Genomic DNA, 18,933 nt, shown 5'->3' with positions numbered 1-18,933 from the left:
GGTCCACAAAAGCCCCCGATACGCCGGTGGGGCACGGATCACATGGATCCGTGCCCCACTCGTACGTTCACCGGAAATACCGGAAGATCACTGGTCGCGGTACATCTCCGCGACCAGGAACGCCAGGTCCAGGGACTGGCTGCGGTTCAGGCGCGGGTCGCAGGCCGTCTCGTAGCGCTGGTGCAGGTCGTCGACGAAGATCTCGTCGCCGCCGCCCACGCACTCGGTGACGTCGTCACCGGTGAGCTCGACGTGGATGCCGCCCGGGTGCGTGCCCAGGGCCTTGTGGACCTCGAAGAAGCCCTTGACCTCGTCGAGCACGTCGTCGAAGCGGCGGGTCTTGTGACCGGATGCCGCCTCGTAGGTGTTGCCGTGCATCGGGTCGGTGATCCAGGCGACGGTCGCGCCGGAGGCGGTGACCTTCTCGACGAGCTCGGGGAGCTTGTCGCGGACCTTGTCGGCGCCCATGCGGACGATGAAGGTCAGGCGGCCGGGCTCGCGGTCCGGGTCGAGGCGCTCGATGTACTGAAGCGCCTCCTCCGCGGTCGTCGTCGGGCCGAGCTTGATGCCGACCGGGTTGCGCACCTTGGAGGCGAACTCGATGTGCGCGCCGTCCAGTTGGCGGGTGCGCTCACCGATCCAGACCATGTGGCCCGAGGTGTCGTAGAGCCGCCCGGTGCGCGAGTCCACGCGGGTGAGGGCCGACTCGTAGTCGAGGAGCAGCGCCTCGTGCGAGGCGTAGAACTCGACGGTCTTGAACTCCTCCGGGTCCGTCCCGCAGGCGCGCATGAAGTTGAGCGCGTTGTCGATCTCACGCGCCAGCTGTTCGTAGCGCTGGCCCGAGGGGGACGACTTCACGAAGTCCTGGTTCCAGGCGTGCACCTGGCGCAGGTCTGCGTAGCCGCCGGTGGTGAAGGCGCGCACCAGGTTGAGCGTCGACGCGGACGCGTTGTACATCCGCTTCAGGCGCTCGGGGTCCGGGATGCGGGCCTTCTCGTTGAAGTCGAAGCCGTTGACCGAGTCGCCGCGGTACGTCGGCAGGGTCACGCCGTCGCGGGTCTCGGTGCCCTTGGAGCGCGGCTTCGAGTACTGCCCCGCGATGCGGCCGATCTTCACGACGGGCACGGAGGCCGCGTACGTCAGGACGGCGCCCATCTGGAGCAGCGTCTTCAGCTTGTTCCGGATGTGGTCGGCCGACACGGCGTCGAAGGCCTCGGCGCAGTCGCCGCCCTGAAGCAGGAACGCCTCTCCCTTGGCGACGGAGGCCAGTCGGGCGCGCAGCTGGTCGCACTCGCCCGCGAAGACGAGCGGCGGATACGACTCGAGGTCCGCGATCACATCGCGCAGAGCCTCGGCATCGGGGTACTCGGGCTGCTGCGCCGCGGGAAGGTCTCGCCAGGTGTTGCCACCGGTAGGGGTGGTCTTAGCGTTCACGGTCACCCGCACAACATTACGGGGTGATGTCCGCCGTCCATTCACCCGCTCACCAAGTGAGACGGACCAGACACAGCCGAGCGTCGGCGCTCCAGCTCCCGCTCGCCGGCGTGCGGCGCCGCCAGGGCGAGCGCGCGGTGCGTGCGGCGCAGCATCGTGCGGGCCATGAAGGGGTGCGCGCGCCTGACCGCTCCCCAGTAGATCCGGCCGCGCAGGGTGTCGGCCCGTGCCGCGGTACTCAGCGTGACGTGCCGGTCGTCGACCAGGATCGAGGCGCGCGCCGTCAGGCCCGCCGTGTCCACGTCCAGGAGGAGTTCGCCGCCCTCGCGGGCCAGGACGGGGAAGGCGTCGCGCAGGATGCCGGTCCAGGCCGCGGGGTCGCGCGGCTGCCCCGGGAGCAGCTCCATGCGGTACGCGTCCTGGTAGCCGGGGCTGTCGACGGCGGCGCGGATCAGGCGGGCGGCCTCGGGTGTCCCGATCGCCTCCGGGCGGCTCCACATGAGCCGGTTGCACAGGCGCACCAGGGGCGACCACCGGACGGGCCGGGCGCAGCCGCCCGTCGCCGCACGCTCGACGTTGTCGAAGACCTCTTCGATGATCGTGTCGTGCAGGGGCCGGACGAGGGCGGGCCACAGCAGCCGGTCCCGGCCGCGCGGTTCGGTCTCCAGGACATGGCGCACGCGGTAGCGTCCCTCGCCCATCGGCTCGACGGTCATCTCGTGGAAGCCGTTGTCCGGCGGGGTGAAGGCGAAGCGCACGCGGCGCCCCGGCTCGTACTCCGTGACGCTGTAGCGGACCGGGCCGTGGCCGCCGGTCGCGCCCACGCCGAGCGGGCGGTCGAAGATCATCGCGGCCCAGGCCGGCGTCGGGAAGAGGGGGTCGTCCTCGGCGGAGAGCCGGTCGAGGAGAGCGCCGACCACCTCCGCCGGAGCCTCGATCACACGCTCGTGTTCGTTGAGTACCGTGCCCATCGCACACCTCCATACGCCGCCGTATGGTCGACCATACGGTACCGTACGGACATGGCGCAACGGCAGCAGAAGAAGCCTGCGGGCAAGCCCCGGCTGACCGCTCAGGACTGGGCGGACGCCGCCCTCACCGCGATCGGCGAGGGCGGTCTCGCCGCCGTCGCCGTGGAACCCCTGGCCGTCCGGCTCGGCACCACCAAGGGGAGCTTCTACTGGCACTTCGCCAACCGTGACGCGCTGATCGAGGCCGCCCTGAACCGCTGGGCGGAGCTCCACACCGAGGGGATCATCACCGAGGTCGAGGCCGAGCCCGACCCGCGCCGGCGCATCCGCCTCCTCTTCGGCGAGGCCATCGCGTCGGCCACCTCCGACCCCCTGGAGGTGGCGCTCCTGGCGACCGCGTCGCACCCCCAGGTCGCCGAGGTGCTGCGCCGCGTCACCGATCGCCGGGTGGCGTACGTCGCCGAGCTCTTCGCCGGGCTCGGCTTCCCCGACGCGGAGGCGCGGCGTCGGGGACTGCTCGCGTACACGGTCTATCTGGGGCACGCGCAGCTCGGGCACGCGGTGCCGTCGGCGCTGCCCCCGGCCGACGAGTTCGGCGCGTATCTCGACGAGGCCCTGGACGTCCTGATGATGCGCTAGGGTGCGGACCATGCACGCGCAGACAACCCGAAACTGGTGGTGGCCCGCTCATCCGGCGGCCCACTGATTCTGCGCGTATCGAGACTCGCGAAGGCCGCCCGAGGGGCGGCCTTCAGTGTTTTCCGGGACCAGGATCTCCAGATCCCCGGACCGCGGGGCCGTTCCTCTCCGAGTGAGAAGGAACCGAACCCATGCATTCCCAGGCGCACCACCTGCTCGACCTGATCAAGGACGACCGCCCCTTCGCCGTGCTCCGCCGCCGCACGCCCGGCCACGACCACGACACGGTCGAGGTCCTGATCGGCTCCGTCACCGCGTACGACCGGCTCGCCGACATCCCCGACGAGGGCCTCGCCCTGATCCCCTTCCGGCAGATCAGGGAGCGCGGCTTCGACGTACGCGACGACGGCACGCCGCTCACGGTCCTGAGCCCCGATCAGACGTACGAACTCCCGCTCTCCGATGCCCTGTCGACGCTGCCCGCCCATGACGTGCGCGTCGAGGGCGGCGCCTTCGACGTCGACGACGCCGCGTACGGAGAGATCGTCGGGCGGGTCCTGCGCGAGGAGATCGGGCAGGGCGAGGGCGCCAACTTCGTCATCCGCCGGACGTACGAGGGCGAGATCCCCGGCTTCGGCAGGGCGGACGCCCTGGCGCTCTTCCGCAGGCTGCTCGTGGGCGAGCGGGGCGCCTACTGGACGTACGTCGTGCACACCGGGGAGCGGACCCTGGTCGGGGCGAGCCCGGAGGTGCATGTGCGGATGTCCGGCGGGACCGTCGTCATGAACCCGATCAGCGGGACCTACCGCTACCCGGCAGAGGGCCCCACCGCGGACGATCTGCTCGGCTTCCTCGCCGACGGCAAGGAGACCGAGGAGCTGTCGATGGTCGTCGACGAGGAGCTCAAGATGATGTGCACGGTCGGCGACATGGGCGGTGTCGTCGTGGGGCCGCGGCTGAAGGAGATGGCCCATCTCGCGCACACCGAGTACGAGCTGCGGGGCAAGTCGTCCCTCGACGTGCGCGAGGTCCTCAAGGAGACGATGTTCGCGGCGACCGTCACCGGCTCGCCCGTGCAGAACGCCTGCCGCGTCATCGAGCGCCACGAGGCGGGCGGGCGCGGCTACTACGCGGGCGCCCTCGCCCTGATCGGCCGTGACGCGGGCGGCGCGCAGACCCTCGACTCCCCCATCCTGATCCGCACCGCCGACATCTCCCCGGACGGCAAGCTGCGGGTCCCGGTCGGCGCGACGCTGGTGCGCGGCTCGGACCCGGCGGGCGAGGTCGCCGAGACGCACGCGAAGGCGGCCGGCGTCCTCGCCGCCCTCGGGGTGCGTCCCGGCCGGCCCCGCGACGAGCGCGTACGCCCGGCCCTCGCCGACGACCCGCGGGTGCGGGCGGCGCTCGACAGCCGGCGGGCCGGGCTCGCGCCGTTCTGGCTGCGGATGCAGGAGCAGGTGGCCGAGCTGTCGGGGCACGCCCTGGTGATCGACGGCGAGGACACGTTCACGGCGATGCTGGCGCATCTGCTGCGCTCCTCGGGCCTCACGGTCTCCGTGCGCCGCTACGACGAACCGGGCCTGCGGGAAGCGGCCCTGGCCCACGAGGGCCCGCTGGTCCTCGGTCCCGGCCCCGGCGATCCGTCGGACCTCACCGACCCGAAGATGACCTTCCTGCGCGCACTGACCGCCGAGGTGATCCTTCCCCAAGCTCTCGGCTTCGCTCGAGCAGGGGAGGCCCCAGTCCACCGCCACGGCGTCCTCGGCGTCTGCCTCGGCCATGAGCTCCTGGCCGCCGAGCTGGGTCTGGAGATCGTCCGCAAGGAGGTCCCCTACCAGGGCGCCCAGACGCGGATCGACCTCTTCGGGCGGCCGGAGACGGTCGGCTTCTACAACAGCTTCGTGGCCCACTGCGACGAGGAGACGGCGCTGGAACTGGCCGCGCACGGCATCGAAGTCAGCAGGGACACCGCCACGGGAGAGGTGCACGCGCTGCGGGGCCACGGCTTCGCGGGGGTCCAGTTCCACCCGGAGTCGGTGCTCTCGCTGCGCGGGACGGCGATCGTGCGCGAACTGCTCTCCGGGGTGCTCGTCTAAGCCGTGGGGGCCGCCGGGACCAGGACGTTCTCGCTGCGGCGGCCCTCCTTGTAGTCCAGGACGTTCCGCACCGTGGCGTCGATGATCTGGCCGACCGCGTCGGCGGTGTAGTAGGCCTGGTGCGAGGTGACCACGACGTTCGGGAACGTCACCAGGCGGGCCAGGGTGTCGTCCTCGACGGCTTCGAGCGACTTGTCGAGGAAGAAGAGCCCGGCCTCCGCCTCGTACACGTCGAGCCCGACCCCCGCGAAGCGCCCCATCCGCAGCTCCGAGACCAGGGCGTCGGTGTCGATCAGGCCGCCGCGGCTGGAGTTCACCAGGATCACGTCGTCCTTCATCATCCGCAGCGCGTCGGCGCCGATGATGTGCTGCGTCGAAGGGAGCAGCGGGACGTGCAGGCTGATCAGATCGGCCTCGGCGAAGAGCCGCTCCTTCGCCACGTACTTCATGCCGAGCTCGACGCACGCCGGGTTCTGGGCGACGTCCCAGCCGAGCAGATTCATGCCGAAGCCGTGCGCGATCCGGGTGAACGCCTCGCCGATCTTCCCGGTGCCGAGCACGCCGACCGTGCGGCCCCGCAGGTCCCGGCCCATCAGGCCGTCGAGCCTGAAGTCGAAGTCACGGGTGCGGTTGCTCGCGCGGACGATGCGGCGGTTGACGGCCATCGCCAGGGTCCAGGCGAACTCGGCGACGGAGTACGGCGAGTAGTACGAGACGCGGGCGATGGTGAACCCGAGGCGCTCGGCGACCTGGAGATCGATGTTGTTGAACCCGGTCGAACGCTGGGCGACCATCTGCGTCCCGCCCGCTGCGAGGGTCTGCAGGACGCGGTTGCCGAGATCGGCGTTCACGCTGGTGGAGACGATCTCGTAGCCGGCGGCGATGGGGGCGGTGTCCTCGGTGAGGAAGACGTCCAGGCAGCGGACGTCGTGGTGGCCCTCGAAGGCCCTCTCGATCAACGGCTTCTCATCGGCCTGCACGCCGAAGGCGAGGATCTCCATGCGGCGAGTCTAGGTATCTCGGGGCAGGACGGCACCACGGGGAACGGGTGGGCGGGTGGGAGAGACCCGCCGCGAAGCGGCGGTACAGGGCACCCGCCCACCGGGGGTCAGCCGAAGAACACCCCGACCTCGGCGTACAGCGCCGGATCCACCGTCTTCAGACGGGCCGTCGCCTCGGCGATCGGGACCCGCACGATGTCCGTGCCCTGCAGCGCGACCATCTTCCCGAAGTCGCCGTCCCGCACGGCCTCGATCGCGTGCAGGCCGAAGCGCGTGGCGAGCCAGCGGTCGAAGGCGCTGGGCGTCCCGCCGCGCTGGACGTGACCGAGGACGGTCGTCCGCGCCTCCTTGCCCGTGCGCCCCTCGATCTCCTTGGCCAGCCACTCCCCCACGCCCGAGAGCCGCACATGCCCGAAGGAGTCCTGCGTCCCGTCCTTGAGGACCATCTCGCCGTCCTTGGGCATGGCCCCTTCGGCGACGACGACGATCGGCGCGTACGACGCCTTGAACCGCGAGGTCACCCAGGCGCACACCTGGTCGACGTCGAAGCGCTGCTCGGGGATGAGGATGACGTTCGCACCCCCGGCGAGCCCGGAGTGCAGCGCGATCCATCCCGCGTGCCGCCCCATGACCTCGACCACGAGGACCCGCATGTGCGACTCGGCGGTGGTGTGCAGCCGGTCGATCGCCTCGGTGGCGATGCCCACCGCGGTGTCGAAGCCGAAGGTGTAGTCCGTGGCGGAGAGGTCGTTGTCAATGGTCTTCGGTACGCCGACGACGTTGATGCCGTACTCGTCGGTGAGCCGCGCGGCGACGCCGAGGGTGTCCTCGCCGCCGATCGCGATGAGGGATTCGACCTCGTACTTGGCGAGGTTCTCCTTGATCCGGCGGACGCCGTTCTCCGCCTTGAGCGGGTTGGTGCGCGAGGAGCCGAGGATGGTGCCGCCGCGCGGCAGGATGCCCCGCACGGCAGGGATGTCGAGCTGGACGGTGTCGCCCTCCAGTGGACCGCGCCAGCCGTCCCGGAAGCCGACGAAGTCGTAGCCGTACTCCTGCACGCCCTTGCGGACGACGCCCCGGATGACGGCGTTGAGCCCGGGGCAGTCGCCGCCTCCGGTCAGTACTCCGATTTTGTTGGCCGTCATGGAAACGTCCCTTCGCCTCAGTGACCTGATGCGAGTCACGCTAATGGTGATCCAGGTCACTCAGGGACGGTGCGGACGGTCAATTCCTGGCCGGATCAAGGGAGTTGATCACGCGAGTTCACCCTTATGAGGGTCACGCGTCGTCGAGACCCCGCTCGATCGCGTACCGCACGAGCTCCACGCGGTTGTGCAGTTGGAGCTTGCCCAGGGTGTTCTGCACGTGGTTCTGCACGGTGCGGTGCGAGATGACCAGGCGCTCGGCGATCTGCTTGTAGCTCAGCCCCTTGGCGACGAGCCGCAGCACCTCGGTCTCGCGGTCGGTGAGCTGCGGGGCCTTCGGCTCGTCCGGGGTGCCGGGCGCCGGATCGGACGCCAGGCGGCGGTACTCGCCGAGGACCAGACCCGCGAGACCCGGCGTGAAGACCGTGTCGCCGACGGCCGTGCGGCGCACCGCGTCGGTCAGCTCGGCGGTGGAGGCCGACTTCAGGAGATAGCCGGTGGCGCCGGACTTGACCGCCTCCAGGACGTCGGCGTGCTCGCCGCTGGCCGACAGGACGAGCACGCGCAGGGCCGGGTTGGCGCCGACGAGCTCCTTGCAGACCTGGACGCCCGGCTTCAGGGGCAGGTTCAGGTCGAGTACGAGGACGTCGGGTGCGACGGCCTGTGCGCGCCGCACGGCCTGCTCGCCGTCGCCCGCCGTGGCGACCACGTCGAAACCGGCCTCCGCGAGGTCGCGGGCGACCGCGTCCCGCCACATCGGATGGTCGTCGACGACCATGACCCTGACCGGGTCCTTGCCGCCCTCGCCGTCCTGCTGCCGCTGCTCGTTCATCGTTCCTTTCCTGCCTTCCCCCGTGTGCTGCCTGCGTTCGACGGGCCCGCTGCGTGCCGCGGGACCCTCAGTTCCACTTCCGTGCCCTGGCCCGGCACCGAGATCAGCTCGGCCGTGCCGCCGATGTCCCGCAGCCGCCCCCGGATCGACAGGGCGACACCGAGCCGCCCCTCCCCCTCGGCCTCCGCGAGACGGCCGTCGGGAATGCCGGGGCCGTCGTCCCGCACCGTCACGATCACGCAGTCCGGCTCGTCCTCGACGAGGATCCAGGCACCGGCGTCCGGGCCCGCGTGCCGGTGGACGTTGTCCAGGGCGGCGCCCACCGCGGCGGCCAGTTCCCGCGCGGCCTTCGGGGCGAGGGCGACCGGGGCGCCCGGCTCCGAGACGGTCACCTTCGCGCCCGCGTACGGGAAGAGCAGCGACCGCAGGTCACAGGGCTCCTCGTCGTCCGTGCCCTCGGTGGCGTCCGGCTCCTCCACCGCGCGGACGACGGCCCCCATCGAGGCGTCCTCCGACTCGTGCGACGTGCGGACCAGGCCGCCCGCCACCAGCGTGCGCAGCGCGACCTCCTGCTCCCCGGCCATCCTGCCGAGCTCCGCGGCCTCGCCGCCGAGCGCGCTGCCGCGCCGCTGCACCATCGCGAGGACCTGGAGCACGCTGTCGTGGATGTCGCGGGCCAGGCGCTCCCGCTCGCGGGTCGCGGCCTCGATCTCCAGGGCGCGGGCGAGGGTGCGCTCGGAGGCGCGGGCCACCTCGACGACGTAGCCGATGGCGATGGACGCGATGCAGACGAGCAGGACGTTGTGGAGCGTGTCCTGGGTGGGCCTGCCGCGCTGCGCGATGTTGGCGACGCCGACGAGGGCCGACGCGAAGGCCGCCCACCGCCAGCCGCCCTTGATCGCGAACGCGAGGACCGCGCCGGCCGTCCATATCGACGGCAGCGTCGGCCCGTCGTGCACGATCCGCTGGTGCGAGTCGGCGACCGGCGTGAGCAGGATGCCGACCAGCGCGATGGTCAGATCGGTGACCAGGAACCGCTTGGTGCAGTTCGCCGCGTTCGCGACCTTCGGCAGCGTGCCGATGGTCCAGCCCGCGAGCACCACGTAGTAGGCGACGGCCACCCAGGGGCGGTCGAACTTCTCGTGCGCGGCCACGAAGAGGCCGATCGCGTACAGCATCGTCAGTACGCGGTATCCGGTCAGAGCGCGCCACAGCGGCTGCTCGACCGACATCCTCATGACGCGAACGCGCTTGGTCATGTCCCCCACCCCTTGGGTCGCCCCTCGGGTCCCCCGTGCACCCGGCTCCCCCTCACAGCGACGCGATTACGCGCCGGACCGTTCCTTCTCGGCCGCCGCGGCCGCTTTCTCCGCCTTCTTCTCCGCTTCCTTCTCGGCCTTCGCCGCCTCCGTGAGCTGGCGCTTCGCAGCGGTCGCGTACACGTCGACATACTCCTGGCCGGAAAGCTTCATGATTTCGTACATGACCTCGTCGGTCACCGCCCGCAGGACGAACCGGTCGTGCTCCATGCCGTGGTACCGGCTGAAGTCGAGCGGCTTGCCGATCTTGATGCCCGGCCGCATCAGCTTCGGCACCACCTTGCCGGGCGGCTGGATCTTCTCCGTGTCGATCATCGCCACGGGGAGCACGGGCGCCCCGGTGGCGAGGGCCACGCGCGCGAGGCCGCCGGGCTTGCCACGGTAGAGCCTCCCGTCGGGCGAACGCGTGCCTTCCGGGTAGATGCCGAAGAGCTCACCGCGCTCCAGGACCTCGATGCCGCTCTTGATGGCGGCCTCGCCCGCGCCGCGGCCGCCGGAGCGGTCCACGGGCAGCTGGCCCACGCCCTTGAAGAAGGCCGCCGTGAGCTTGCCCTTCACGCCCGGGGACGTGAAGTACTCCGCCTTCGCGATGAAGGTGACCTTGCGGTCGAGGACCGCGGGCAGGAAAAAGGAGTCGGAGAAGGAGAGATGGTTGCTCGCCAGGATGGCCGGTCCCTCGGCGGGTACGTTCTCAAGGCCCTCCACCCAGGGCCTGAAGCCGAGCTTCAGCGGCCCTCCGATGGCGACCTTCATTGCGCCGTAGATCAAACCGAGTGCCTCCTGTTATGTGTGGATCAGACCTTAACCCGCAGTAAGCCCAAAGGGCCCGACGGCCCTGGTCGGTGTCAGTCCGGTCGCGTACGGTGAAGTACTCCTCCACATCTCACGAAGGAGACCGAAGTGCCGGTCCTCCCCGGAGCCGAGCCGTACCGCCACGAGGGCGGCGAGGTCGGCGTCCTCCTCTGCCACGGCTTCACCGGAACCCCGCAGTCCCTGCGCCCCTGGGCCGAGTACCTCGCGGACCGCGGCCTGACCGTCTCCCTGCCGCTGCTGCCCGGGCACGGCACGCGCTGGGAGGACCTCCAGGTCACCGGCTGGCAGGACTGGTACGCGGAGGTGGAGCGCGAGCTGCGCGCGCTCCTGGAGCGGTGCACGGAGGTCTTCGTCTTCGGCCTCTCCATGGGCGGGGCGCTGGCGCTGCGGCTCGCCGCCAAGCACGGCGACGAGGTGCGCGGCATCGTCGTGGTCAACCCGGGGAACAAGGTGCACGGCCTCGCGGCGCACGCCCTGCCGGTCGCCCGGCATCTGGTGCCGTCGACGAAGGGCATCGTGAGCGACATCGCCCTGGAGGGCTCGGAGGAGGTCGGCTACCACCGGATCCCGCTGCACGCGGCGCACTCCCTGCGCCGGTTCTTCCAGCGGGTGGACGGTGAACTGCCGCAGGTGACCCAGCCGTTGCTGCTGCTGCACAGCCCGCAGGACCACGTCGTGCCGCCCGCCGACTCGGCCAGGATCCTCAGCCGGGTGTCGTCCACGGACGTCACCGAGACGATCCTGGAACAGAGCTACCACGTCGCGACGTTGGACCACGATGCGGACCGGATCTTCGAGGAGAGCTACGCGTTCATCGGCCGGCTCGCCCCCAGTGTCGGTAAGGAAGGGACGGCCACCGGTGGCTGAGCAGGACCGAATCGAACCCGACGGCGACGAGAGCCGCGAGCCCGAGAAGCGGCAGGAGCCCTCCGAGGGCCTGCCGCTGGACGAGGACGCGGCCTGGCAGGCGATCGTCGCGGGGTACGGCCAGGAGCCGGCGGACCCGCCGGGCGCCAAGCCGTTCAAGTCCATCGAGGACCTGGCACTGCTCGAACCGGAGACGAACGACACCCCGGAGACCGACAAGACCGATAAGACCGACAAGAGCGGCAAGGGCTCCAAGGGTCCCGAGGACTCCGGGTCCAAGAAGCCGCTCGGCGGCTCCGTCTCCTTCGCCCCCGGCGTCGGCGGCCCGCGTGACTACGACGCGCCCGAGGCGTCGGACGACGACCTGGGCGCGGACGACGAGGGCCACTTCGTCCCGCCGGAGCCGCCGCCGCTGCCCGCCGCGGACGTCACGGCGAAGTTCGCCTGGCTCGCCGTGCTCGGCGGCCCGTTGCTGCTGCTGCTCGCGGTGCTGCTCGGCTGGCAGATGACGTGGTGGCTGACGACGCTCAGCATCGGCGGCTTCCTCGGCGGCTTCGGCACACTGGTGGCGCGGATGAAGGGCGACGACGAAGAGGACGAGGACCCGGGCCGCGGCGCGGTGGTCTGAGCGGGCTAGGCGCCCTTGGCCGCGGGAATCCTGAGGGCGGCGAGCACCGGCAGGTGATCGGTGGCCGCCCGCAGGTCCGCCTCGCTCACCCCGTCGAGCTCCAACGGCACGCCGCAGCCGAGGATGTCGACCCCCGCGGTGGCGAAGATGGCGTCGATGCGCTGATGCGGGTCGCCCGGCGTCGAGGTGTTCTCGCCGCCCCAGGGCGCGGCCTCCCAGCAGTCCCGCAGCTCCGAGGCGAGCCGGCGGAACGTACGGCCCTTGGGCCGGTCGTTGAGGTCGCCGCCCGCGACGGCGTGCTCCACGCCCATCCCGGCGAGCCGGTCGAGGAGCATCCCGCCCTGTGCGTAGCGCTCGTCGGTCTGCAGGCTCAGGTGGCAGCTCAGGACGCCGAGCCGGGCGCCGCCGAACCGCACGACGGCGGTCGCGAAGCCGCGCCGGTGCAGTCCCGGCGTCAGCGGAAGCAGCACGTCGTCGGTCCGCTCGACGGTGGCCCGCAGCGAGCAGAGCAGCGCGGGCCCCGCCGCGGTGCCGCCGCCCGAGAGCATCACCAGATCGGCGGCGCGCGCGAGCCGCGCCAGCTTCTTGCGCCACCGGAAGAAGCGGGGCGCCTCCTGGACGAGTACGAGGTCGGGTGCGCAGGCGGCGATGACCCGGGCCAGCGCGTCGGTGTCGTCCCGCATGGACCGGATGTTGTAACTGAGCACCCGGACCACGGCTGAACCGTCGTCTTCGGTCCGGGAGTTGGGCAGCGTCACCATGGAGATCAAGATACGCGCTGCGGGGTGCCGCGACGACGAGGCCCGCCGCCCCGAAGGGGACGGCGGGCCTCGTACGAGATCGGTCGGAACTATCCCTGCCGGGCCAGGTCGGCCGCGCCGACGAGCCCCGCCTTGTTGCCCAGCTGCGCTGCCAGCACCTGCGCGTGCGGACGCCACTGTCCGCCGATGAGCCAGCGCCGGAAGGACTTGCGGATCGGGTCGAGCACCAGCTCGCCCTCGTCCGAGAGCCCGCCGCCCACGATGAACGCGGAGGGGTCGAAGAGCGAGGCCAGGTCGGCGAGGCCCGCTCCGGCCCAACGGGCCAGCTCGCGGTAGGAGTCGACGGCGACCGGGTCGCCCTGGCGCGCCGCCTCGCTGATGTGCTTGCCCTCGATGCCTTCCACCGTGCCGTCGCCGAGCCCGAGGAGGATCTCCGCGGCCTCCGGCGTCGCGTTGGCCCGCTGCTGTCCGTACCGCACGAGGGCGCGCCCCGACGCGTACTGCTCCCAGCAGCCCTGGCTGCCGCAGCCGCAAAGGAGACCGTCCGGCACCACCCGGATGTGCCCGAACTCGGCGGCCACGCCGAAGCGCCCGCGCCGCAGCTTGTTGCCGATGATGACGCCGCCGCCCAGGCCCGTGCCCAGCGTGATGACGATGACGTCCTCGTGGCCCTGGCCCGCGCCGAAGCGGTACTCGCCCCAGGCCGCGGCGTTCGCGTCGTTCTCGACGACGACCGGCAGTCCGACCCGCTGCTCGACCTTGTCCTTGAGCGGCTCGTGGCGCCAGTCGATGTTCGGTGCGAAGAGAACGGTGGCGCGCTTGTCGTCGACGTAGCCGGCGGCGCCGATGCCGACGGCCTCCACGTCGTTCCCCTTGCCGGCCCCGGAGACGGCGGCACAGATCGCGTCCACGATGCCTTCGGCGGTCGGCGGCGTGGGCACCTTGTGGGTGTCGAGAATGGTGCCCTCTTCGTCGACCACTCCGGCCGCGATCTTTGTGCCGCCGATATCGACGCCGATGGTGAGTCCCATGTGTCCCTCAGTTTCGGTCGAGCCCCGCTATGGGCAACCGTACCCGAGGGGTGTTCAGTCCAGGTCGATGTGTTCGGCGGGACCGGGGCCCTCGTCGCGCGGGTCGGGGCCCTTCGCGGCGTCGCTCCCGCGGGTCCAGCGGCCCTCCTGGCCCTCGACCGCGGAGCGGTAGGCGGCGAGCAGTTCACTGCCCGCGGCGGCGAGGTGGTCGAAGACGTCGGGGTTGCGCTCGATGACCGGTTCGACCGCGGCCTTCGCCTGCTGGACGACCTGCTTCACGGTCTGCTCGACGGCGCCCGACGCGACCGCGCCGAGCAGCGGACCCTGGAGTCCGGTCAGCTTCTCCGAGACGGCGTCGACGAGCTTGCGCAGCTCCTCGCCGGCCGATCCCGGCGGCGGCCCGTACTGCGCACGGCGCCGGGCCTTCTCCGCCGCGAGATCCTCGGCGCACGCCTTCTGCCACGCGTCGGCGTCGGTGTCGGCCGCTTCGGGTTCGGGCACTTCGCGCTCGGTGGCATCGCTCATGACGGACAGACTCCTGCGGAGGGCGGTTATGGATTCGTACTCTCGACGTTACCCGAACGGCGGTAGCCCGTTCACCGTGTCCGCGGCCACAGATCCGGGTCGGGCGCGAACCGCACCCGCAGCTCGCCGTCGCGCAGTCCGGCGCCCGCGACGGTGCAGCGGCGCAAGGCCGAGGGCAGGGTGACGATGCGCCGGAACGGACCCGCGGTGACGACCAGTTCGTCGCCGCGCCGGATCAGGCCGAGCTCTTCGCGTACGACTCCGGGGAGCGGGATGTGCCAGACCAGGACGCCGTCGTCGGCGAGGGCGTCGACGAGCGGCCAGGTCACGGGCTCGGGGGCCGCCCCGGGGGCGGGCACGCCGAGGGCTGCCAGGTCGTCGGCGCCGCGCGGATCGTGCCCCAGGTGCGCCAGAGGGACGAGGCGTTCGCCGTACGTCTGCGCCCACTCGGCCAGCGTCTTGCGCTGCTGGGCGACGGGCCCGGCGAACCAGGTGCCCGCGGCGTCGTCGGGCAGTACGCGGTTGGCGGTCAGGGCCTCGGTGCGCAGGCCCTGCAGGGCGAGGCCGGTGGCGGCGGCGTGCACGGCGTCGGCGCCCGCGGGGCCCGGCTCGGCGACCAGGCCGACCGTCGTGCCCGGGTCCTCGATCACGGCCTGCGCGGCGGCGAGTTCGGTCTCCCAGCGGGCCGCGGTCTCGTACAGCCAGGCCGAGGGCATCGGGACGCCCGCGATGCGGCCGAGCATGGGCCGCAGGGCGCGGGCGGCCTGGCGCTCGGGCGGCAGGAGCCTGCGGAGGTAGCGGCGCAGCTGCTCGGGGAGTGCGAGGACCGCGAGGGCGCGGGGCGTCGGGGGCAGGTCCACGACCACGGTGTCGTACGCGCCCTGCCCGGCGTCGCGCAGGGCGCGCAGCAGGGCGAGCTCGTCGCTGCCGGGCAGCGGGGTGAGCTCCTCGCCCTCCAGGCGTCCGGCGCCGAGCAGGTCGAGCGCCGCTCCCACGCGCTTCTGGAGGGCCAGGAGGTCGTCACGGAACTCGTCGCCGGGGGCCAGTCGCCGGACGGTGAGGCCGTGCTCTTCGCCGCCGAGTACGCCGAGCACGTCGTCGACCCGGTCGGCGGTGATCAGGAGGGTCCGGTGCCCGGTGCGGGCGGCGGACAGCGCGGTGGCCGCGGCGACAGTGGTTCGGCCGGAGCCGCCGGGGCCGGTGAGCAAAAGGGTGCGCATAAGGGTGAACGGTAGCCCGGCCGCCCGAGCACCCCGTGGTGTCAGGCCTTCGGGCCGGACTCCACCCGCTTCTTGAGCCCCGCCAGCGCCCGGTCGATGATGACCTTCTCGGCCTTGCGCTTGATCATCCCGAGCATGGGGATCTTGACGTCGACGGTCAGCTTGTACGTGACCTCCGTGCCGGTCCCCGCGGGCTTCAGGAGGTACGACCCGTCGAGCGAGCGCAGCATCTGCGACTTGACGAGGGTCCAGCTGACTTCGTTGCCGCCGGTCCAGGTGTAGCCGAGCGTCTGGTCGTCCTTGATCGCGCCCGCGTCCATGACGAGGCGGACCTGCTTGGCGCGGCCCTGCTCGTCGGTGTCGAGCACCTCGGCCTCCTTCACCTCACCCGTCCAGTCCGGGTAGCGCGCGAAGTCGGCGATCACCGCCATCACCTCGGCCGGTGCCGCCTCGATCGTGATGCTCGAGCTGGTGTGTTCCGCCATCGCTGTGGCTCCTCCAGATGCGGTCCGGTACGGGGCGTGGTGTGTACGTGTGTGACGCGTGAAGGCTACCGCGCACGAAGTGGCCCGCCTTCACCACTCCAGGGCCCACGGCCTGCCCGAGCTCGCGAAGTGGCCCACGTTCACACACTCCGTCGCCCCGATCCTCATCCGCCGGGTCAGCGGTTGGTGGACGTGGCCGAAAAGTGCGTACCGCGGGCGGGTCTTGTGAATGGCCGAGAGCAGTGCACGGCTGCCGCGCTCGAAACGGCGCGCGACGGTGTCGTACACGAGCTCGGGGACGTCCGGCGGGATGTGCGTGCAGAGCACGTCGACCTCGCCGACCGCCTCGATCTTGGCCGCGTACTCCTCGTCGCTGATCTCGTAGGGCGTCCGCATGGGAGTGCGCAGGCCACCGCCGACGAAGCCGAAGATCCGCCCGCCGATCTCGGCCCGGCCGCCGTCCAGGACGGTGGTGCCGGGGCCCGCGTACTCGGACCAGAGGGCCGGTATGTCGACGTTGCCGTAAGTGGCGTACGTAGGTGTGGGGAAGGCGGCGAACATCTCGGCGTACTGCTTGCGCACCGCTTTCTCGATGGCGGACCCGCGGTCTATCCCCGCCCACAGCCGGGCGCCGAAGTCCCTGGCCTCGTCGAACCGGCGGGCGGTGCGCAGCTCGACCAGGCGGTCGGCGTTCTCCTTGCCGAAGAGGTCGGGGAAGATGCCGCGCGCGTGGTCGGCGTAGTCGAGGAAGAGGACCAGGTCACCGAGGCAGACGAGCGCGTCGGCTCCCTCGCCCGCGCGGGCGAGGTCCTTCGTGTTGCCGTGCACGTCACTGACCACATTGACCCGGAAACCTGGCATGCCGATCACCCTAGAACGAGCGGGCAAACGTGGGTAGAGGCCCCGAGAGGCACCGAGAAGGGGGCGGACCTGCGGTTACTTCCGAGTCGGGAATGGCGTGGCGTACTGTGCGGTTCAGACCACAACGTCGTGTGACGCACCGAACATCTGGCCCGGACCCCCTACCGAACAAGCCATACCCATGGGTAACGTCCGGGCAGTCCAGTAGTGCTCCAGCCTTCTTTCCCCCCATTTCCACGGAGCACCTGCCCGATCTTGGACCGCACCGTCGCATCGCACAACGTCGTGGCGCCGGCGCCCTATGTAGGAGCAGCAGTCTTGCGCGAGTTCAGCCTTCCGGCCCTGTACGAGGTCCCTGCGGACGGCAATCTGACCGACATCGTCCGCAGAAATGCCGCGCAGCACCCGGATGTCGCCGTCATCGGCCGCAAGGTGGACGGCAGCTGGCAGGACGTCGACGCCAAGACCTTCCTCGTCGAGGTGCGAGCCGCCGCGAAGGGGCTCATCGCCTCCGGTGTGCGCCCCGGCGACCGCGTCGCCCTGATGTCCCGCACCCGCTACGAGTGGACGCTCCTGGACTTCGCGATCTGGAGCGCGGGCGCGGTCACCGTGCCGGTGTACGAGACGAGCTCGGCCGAGCAGATCCAGTGGATCCTGGGCGACTCCGGCACCGTGGCGATCATCGTCGAGCTTGACGCGCACAGCGCCGCCGTCGAGTCCGTGCGCGATCGGCTCCCCGACCTGGTCAACGTCTGGCAGATCGACCGCGGTGGCGTCGACGAGCTGAACCGCGCGGGCGCCGACGTCTCGGAGGAGACCGTCGACGAGCGCAGCGCGGTCGCGGGCGCCGACGACCCGGCCACCATCGTCTACACCTCGGGCACGACGGGCCGCCCCAAGGGCTGTGTCCTCACCCACCGCAGCTTCTTCGCGGAGTGCGGCAACGTGGTGGAGCGTCTCAAGCCGCTCTTCCGCACCGGCGAGTGCTCGGTGCTCCTCTTCCTTCCCGTCGCGCACGTCTTCGGCCGCCTGGTCGAGGTCGCCGCGCTGATGGCGCCGATCAAGCTGGGCCACGCGCCCGACGTGAAGAACCTCACGGACGAGTTGGCGTCGTTCCGGCCGACCATGATCCTGGGCGTCCCGCGCGTCTTCGAGAAGGTCTACAACTCGGCGCGCGCCAAGGCGCAGGCCGACGGCAAGGGCAAGATCTTCGACAAGGCCGCGGACACGGCGATCGCGTACAGCCGCGCGCTGGACACCCCGAGCGGCCCCTCGCTCGGCCTGAAGATCAAGTACAAGACGTTCGACAAGCTGGTCTACAGCAAGCTGCGGGCCGTACTCGGCGGGCGCGGCGAGTTCGCGATCTCGGGCGGCGCGCCGCTCGGCGAGCGCCTGGGCCACTTCTTCCGCGGCATCGGCTTCACGGTCCTGGAGGGCTACGGCCTGACGGAGTCGTGCGCGGCCACCGCCTTCAACCCCTGGGACCGCCAGAAGATCGGCACGGTCGGCCAGCCGCTGCCCGGCTCGGTCGTCCGCATCGCCGACGACGGCGAGGTGCTGCTGCACGGCGAGCACCTGTTCACGAAGTACTGGAACAACGAGGGCGCGACCGAAGAGGCGCTCGCCGACGGCTGGTTCCACACCGGTGACATCGGCACGCTCGACGAGGACGGCTACCTCCGGATCACCGGCCGCAAGAAGGAGATCATCGTGACGGCGGGCGGCAAGAATGTCGCTCCCGCGGTGATCGAGGATCGCATCCGCGCGCACGCGCTCGTCGCGGAGTGCATGGTCGTGGGCGACGGCCGGCCCTTCGTGGGCGCGCTGGTCACGGTGGACGACGAGTTCCTCGGCCGCTGGGCCTCGGACCACGGGAAGCCGGCCGGTTCCACGGCGGCGTCGCTGCGGGACGACGCGGATCTCCTCGCGGAGATCCAGAGCGCGGTGGACGACGGGAACGCGGCCGTCTCCAAGGCGGAGTCGGTGCGCAAGTTCCGTGTCCTGTCCTCGCAGTTCACGGAGGAGTCGGGGCACTTGACTCCGTCGTTGAAGCTGAAGAGGAATGTGGTGGCGAAGGACTACGCGGACGAGATCGAGGCGATTTACCGCGGGTAGCGTTGGCGGGGCCGCCCACTCGCCGTGGGGGGCCTCCTTCGTTTGCGACGTGCGGTCGTGGCTGGTTGCTCGCGCAGTTCCCCGCGCCCCTGAAGGGGGGGGGGGGGGGGGGGGGGCGGCCCCCCGCGGGGGGGGGGGGGGGGGGGCCCCCCCGGGGGGGCGAAAGCAAGACCCCCCGGGGGCGGGCCCC

General features: G+C 71.3%; 19 protein-coding genes. 6 read left to right on the top strand and 13 right to left on the bottom strand.

Going from position 1 to position 18,933, the window contains the following annotated elements; all coding sequences use genetic code 11:
• Positions 1-87: 87 nt before the first annotated feature.
• Together ACIGXX_RS21040 and ACIGXX_RS21035 are read right to left on the bottom strand one after the other, a co-directional pair.
• Positions 88-1,440 (bottom strand): class II 3-deoxy-7-phosphoheptulonate synthase, encoded by a 1,353-nt coding sequence (locus ACIGXX_RS21040; RefSeq protein ID WP_351162456.1) that lies wholly within the window; start codon positions 1,438-1,440, stop codon positions 88-90.
• 35 nt (positions 1,441-1,475) lie between these two features.
• A complete protein-coding gene (locus ACIGXX_RS21035) occupies positions 1,476-2,405 on the bottom strand; it encodes a DUF2867 domain-containing protein (RefSeq protein ID WP_399977651.1) in 930 nt (309 codons plus the stop codon).
• A 51-nt stretch (positions 2,406-2,456) separates the two neighbouring features.
• Between ACIGXX_RS21035 and ACIGXX_RS21030 the strand changes: the two genes are divergently transcribed.
• From ACIGXX_RS21030 to ACIGXX_RS21020, 3 genes are all read left to right on the top strand, one after another.
• Positions 2,457-3,044, top strand: a complete 588-nt coding sequence (locus tag ACIGXX_RS21030) for a TetR/AcrR family transcriptional regulator (protein ID WP_351162460.1) — start codon at positions 2,457-2,459, stop codon at positions 3,042-3,044.
• A 10-nt stretch (positions 3,045-3,054) separates the two neighbouring features.
• Positions 3,055-3,111: a trp operon leader peptide gene (locus ACIGXX_RS21025; RefSeq protein ID WP_351162541.1), complete on the top strand. Its 57-nt coding sequence runs from the start codon at positions 3,055-3,057 to the stop codon at positions 3,109-3,111.
• Positions 3,112-3,235: 124 nt separating this feature from the next.
• A complete protein-coding gene (locus tag ACIGXX_RS21020) occupies positions 3,236-5,140 on the top strand; it encodes an anthranilate synthase family protein (protein ID WP_399977648.1) in 1,905 nt (634 codons plus the stop codon).
• Here ACIGXX_RS21020 and ACIGXX_RS21015 read toward each other — a convergent pair.
• The 5 genes from ACIGXX_RS21015 to ACIGXX_RS20995 all read right to left on the bottom strand — a co-directional run bounded on the left by ACIGXX_RS21015 (position 5,137) and on the right by ACIGXX_RS20995 (position 10,190).
• Positions 5,137-6,141 (bottom strand): 2-hydroxyacid dehydrogenase, encoded by a 1,005-nt coding sequence (locus ACIGXX_RS21015; protein WP_351162464.1) that lies wholly within the window; start codon positions 6,139-6,141, stop codon positions 5,137-5,139. The two genes, ACIGXX_RS21020 and ACIGXX_RS21015, sit on opposite strands and share 4 nt — an antisense overlap.
• Before the next feature lie 107 nt (positions 6,142-6,248).
• Positions 6,249-7,286, bottom strand: a complete 1,038-nt coding sequence (locus ACIGXX_RS21010) for a 6-phosphofructokinase (protein ID WP_351162466.1) — start codon at positions 7,284-7,286, stop codon at positions 6,249-6,251.
• Between the two features lie 133 nt (positions 7,287-7,419).
• Positions 7,420-8,118, bottom strand: a complete 699-nt coding sequence (locus ACIGXX_RS21005) for a response regulator transcription factor (protein WP_351162468.1) — start codon at positions 8,116-8,118, stop codon at positions 7,420-7,422.
• Positions 8,115-9,377 (bottom strand): MacS family sensor histidine kinase, encoded by a 1,263-nt coding sequence (gene macS, locus ACIGXX_RS21000; RefSeq protein ID WP_383819431.1) that lies wholly within the window; start codon positions 9,375-9,377, stop codon positions 8,115-8,117. Before macS ends, ACIGXX_RS21005 begins: the two co-directional genes overlap by 4 nt.
• Before the next feature lie 66 nt (positions 9,378-9,443).
• On the bottom strand, positions 9,444-10,190 hold the full coding sequence (locus ACIGXX_RS20995) for a 1-acyl-sn-glycerol-3-phosphate acyltransferase (RefSeq protein ID WP_249593080.1): 747 nt from the start codon (positions 10,188-10,190) through the stop codon (positions 9,444-9,446).
• Between the two features lie 147 nt (positions 10,191-10,337).
• Between ACIGXX_RS20995 and ACIGXX_RS20990 the strand changes: the two genes are divergently transcribed.
• Together ACIGXX_RS20990 and ACIGXX_RS20985 are read left to right on the top strand one after the other, a co-directional pair.
• A complete protein-coding gene (locus ACIGXX_RS20990; RefSeq protein ID WP_351162472.1) occupies positions 10,338-11,117 on the top strand; it encodes an alpha/beta fold hydrolase in 780 nt (259 codons plus the stop codon).
• Positions 11,029-11,745 (top strand): hypothetical protein, encoded by a 717-nt coding sequence (locus ACIGXX_RS20985; RefSeq protein WP_383819428.1) that lies wholly within the window; start codon positions 11,029-11,031, stop codon positions 11,743-11,745. Before ACIGXX_RS20990 ends, ACIGXX_RS20985 begins: the two co-directional genes overlap by 89 nt.
• A 5-nt stretch (positions 11,746-11,750) precedes the next feature.
• Here the strand turns inward: ACIGXX_RS20985 and ACIGXX_RS20980 are convergent, their stop codons facing one another.
• The 6 genes from ACIGXX_RS20980 to ACIGXX_RS20955 all read right to left on the bottom strand — a co-directional run bounded on the left by ACIGXX_RS20980 (position 11,751) and on the right by ACIGXX_RS20955 (position 16,628).
• On the bottom strand, positions 11,751-12,506 hold the full coding sequence (locus tag ACIGXX_RS20980; protein ID WP_399977641.1) for an endonuclease/exonuclease/phosphatase family protein: 756 nt from the start codon (positions 12,504-12,506) through the stop codon (positions 11,751-11,753).
• An 89-nt stretch (positions 12,507-12,595) separates the two neighbouring features.
• Positions 12,596-13,537 (bottom strand): ROK family glucokinase, encoded by a 942-nt coding sequence (locus ACIGXX_RS20975; protein ID WP_351162478.1) that lies wholly within the window; start codon positions 13,535-13,537, stop codon positions 12,596-12,598.
• 54 nt (positions 13,538-13,591) lie between these two features.
• Positions 13,592-14,062, bottom strand: coding sequence for a DUF5304 domain-containing protein (locus ACIGXX_RS20970; protein WP_351162480.1), 471 nt, complete (start codon positions 14,060-14,062; stop codon positions 13,592-13,594).
• Positions 14,063-14,133: 71 nt separating this feature from the next.
• Positions 14,134-15,282, bottom strand: coding sequence for an ArsA family ATPase (locus ACIGXX_RS20965; RefSeq protein ID WP_399977636.1), 1,149 nt, complete (start codon positions 15,280-15,282; stop codon positions 14,134-14,136).
• Positions 15,283-15,323: 41 nt separating this feature from the next.
• Positions 15,324-15,767 carry an SRPBCC family protein gene (locus ACIGXX_RS20960; RefSeq protein ID WP_351162484.1) on the bottom strand — a complete coding sequence of 148 codons (444 nt, stop codon included), beginning with the start codon at positions 15,765-15,767 and terminating at the stop codon, positions 15,324-15,326.
• A 90-nt stretch (positions 15,768-15,857) separates the two neighbouring features.
• Positions 15,858-16,628, bottom strand: a complete 771-nt coding sequence (locus ACIGXX_RS20955; protein WP_351162486.1) for a metallophosphoesterase — start codon at positions 16,626-16,628, stop codon at positions 15,858-15,860.
• A 318-nt stretch (positions 16,629-16,946) separates the two neighbouring features.
• On the opposite strand from ACIGXX_RS20955, the gene ACIGXX_RS20950 reads away from it, so the two are divergent.
• Positions 16,947-18,743 (top strand): AMP-dependent synthetase/ligase, encoded by a 1,797-nt coding sequence (locus tag ACIGXX_RS20950; protein ID WP_351162488.1) that lies wholly within the window; start codon positions 16,947-16,949, stop codon positions 18,741-18,743.
• The last annotated feature ends 190 nt before the right edge of the window (positions 18,744-18,933 follow it).

The sequence above is a fragment of the Streptomyces sp. NPDC055243 genome (assembly GCF_044544025.1).
In the GTDB taxonomy this organism is placed as follows: Bacteria; Actinomycetota; Actinomycetes; order Streptomycetales; family Streptomycetaceae; genus Streptomyces.
This window is presented reverse-complemented; position numbering and strand designations above follow the sequence as displayed.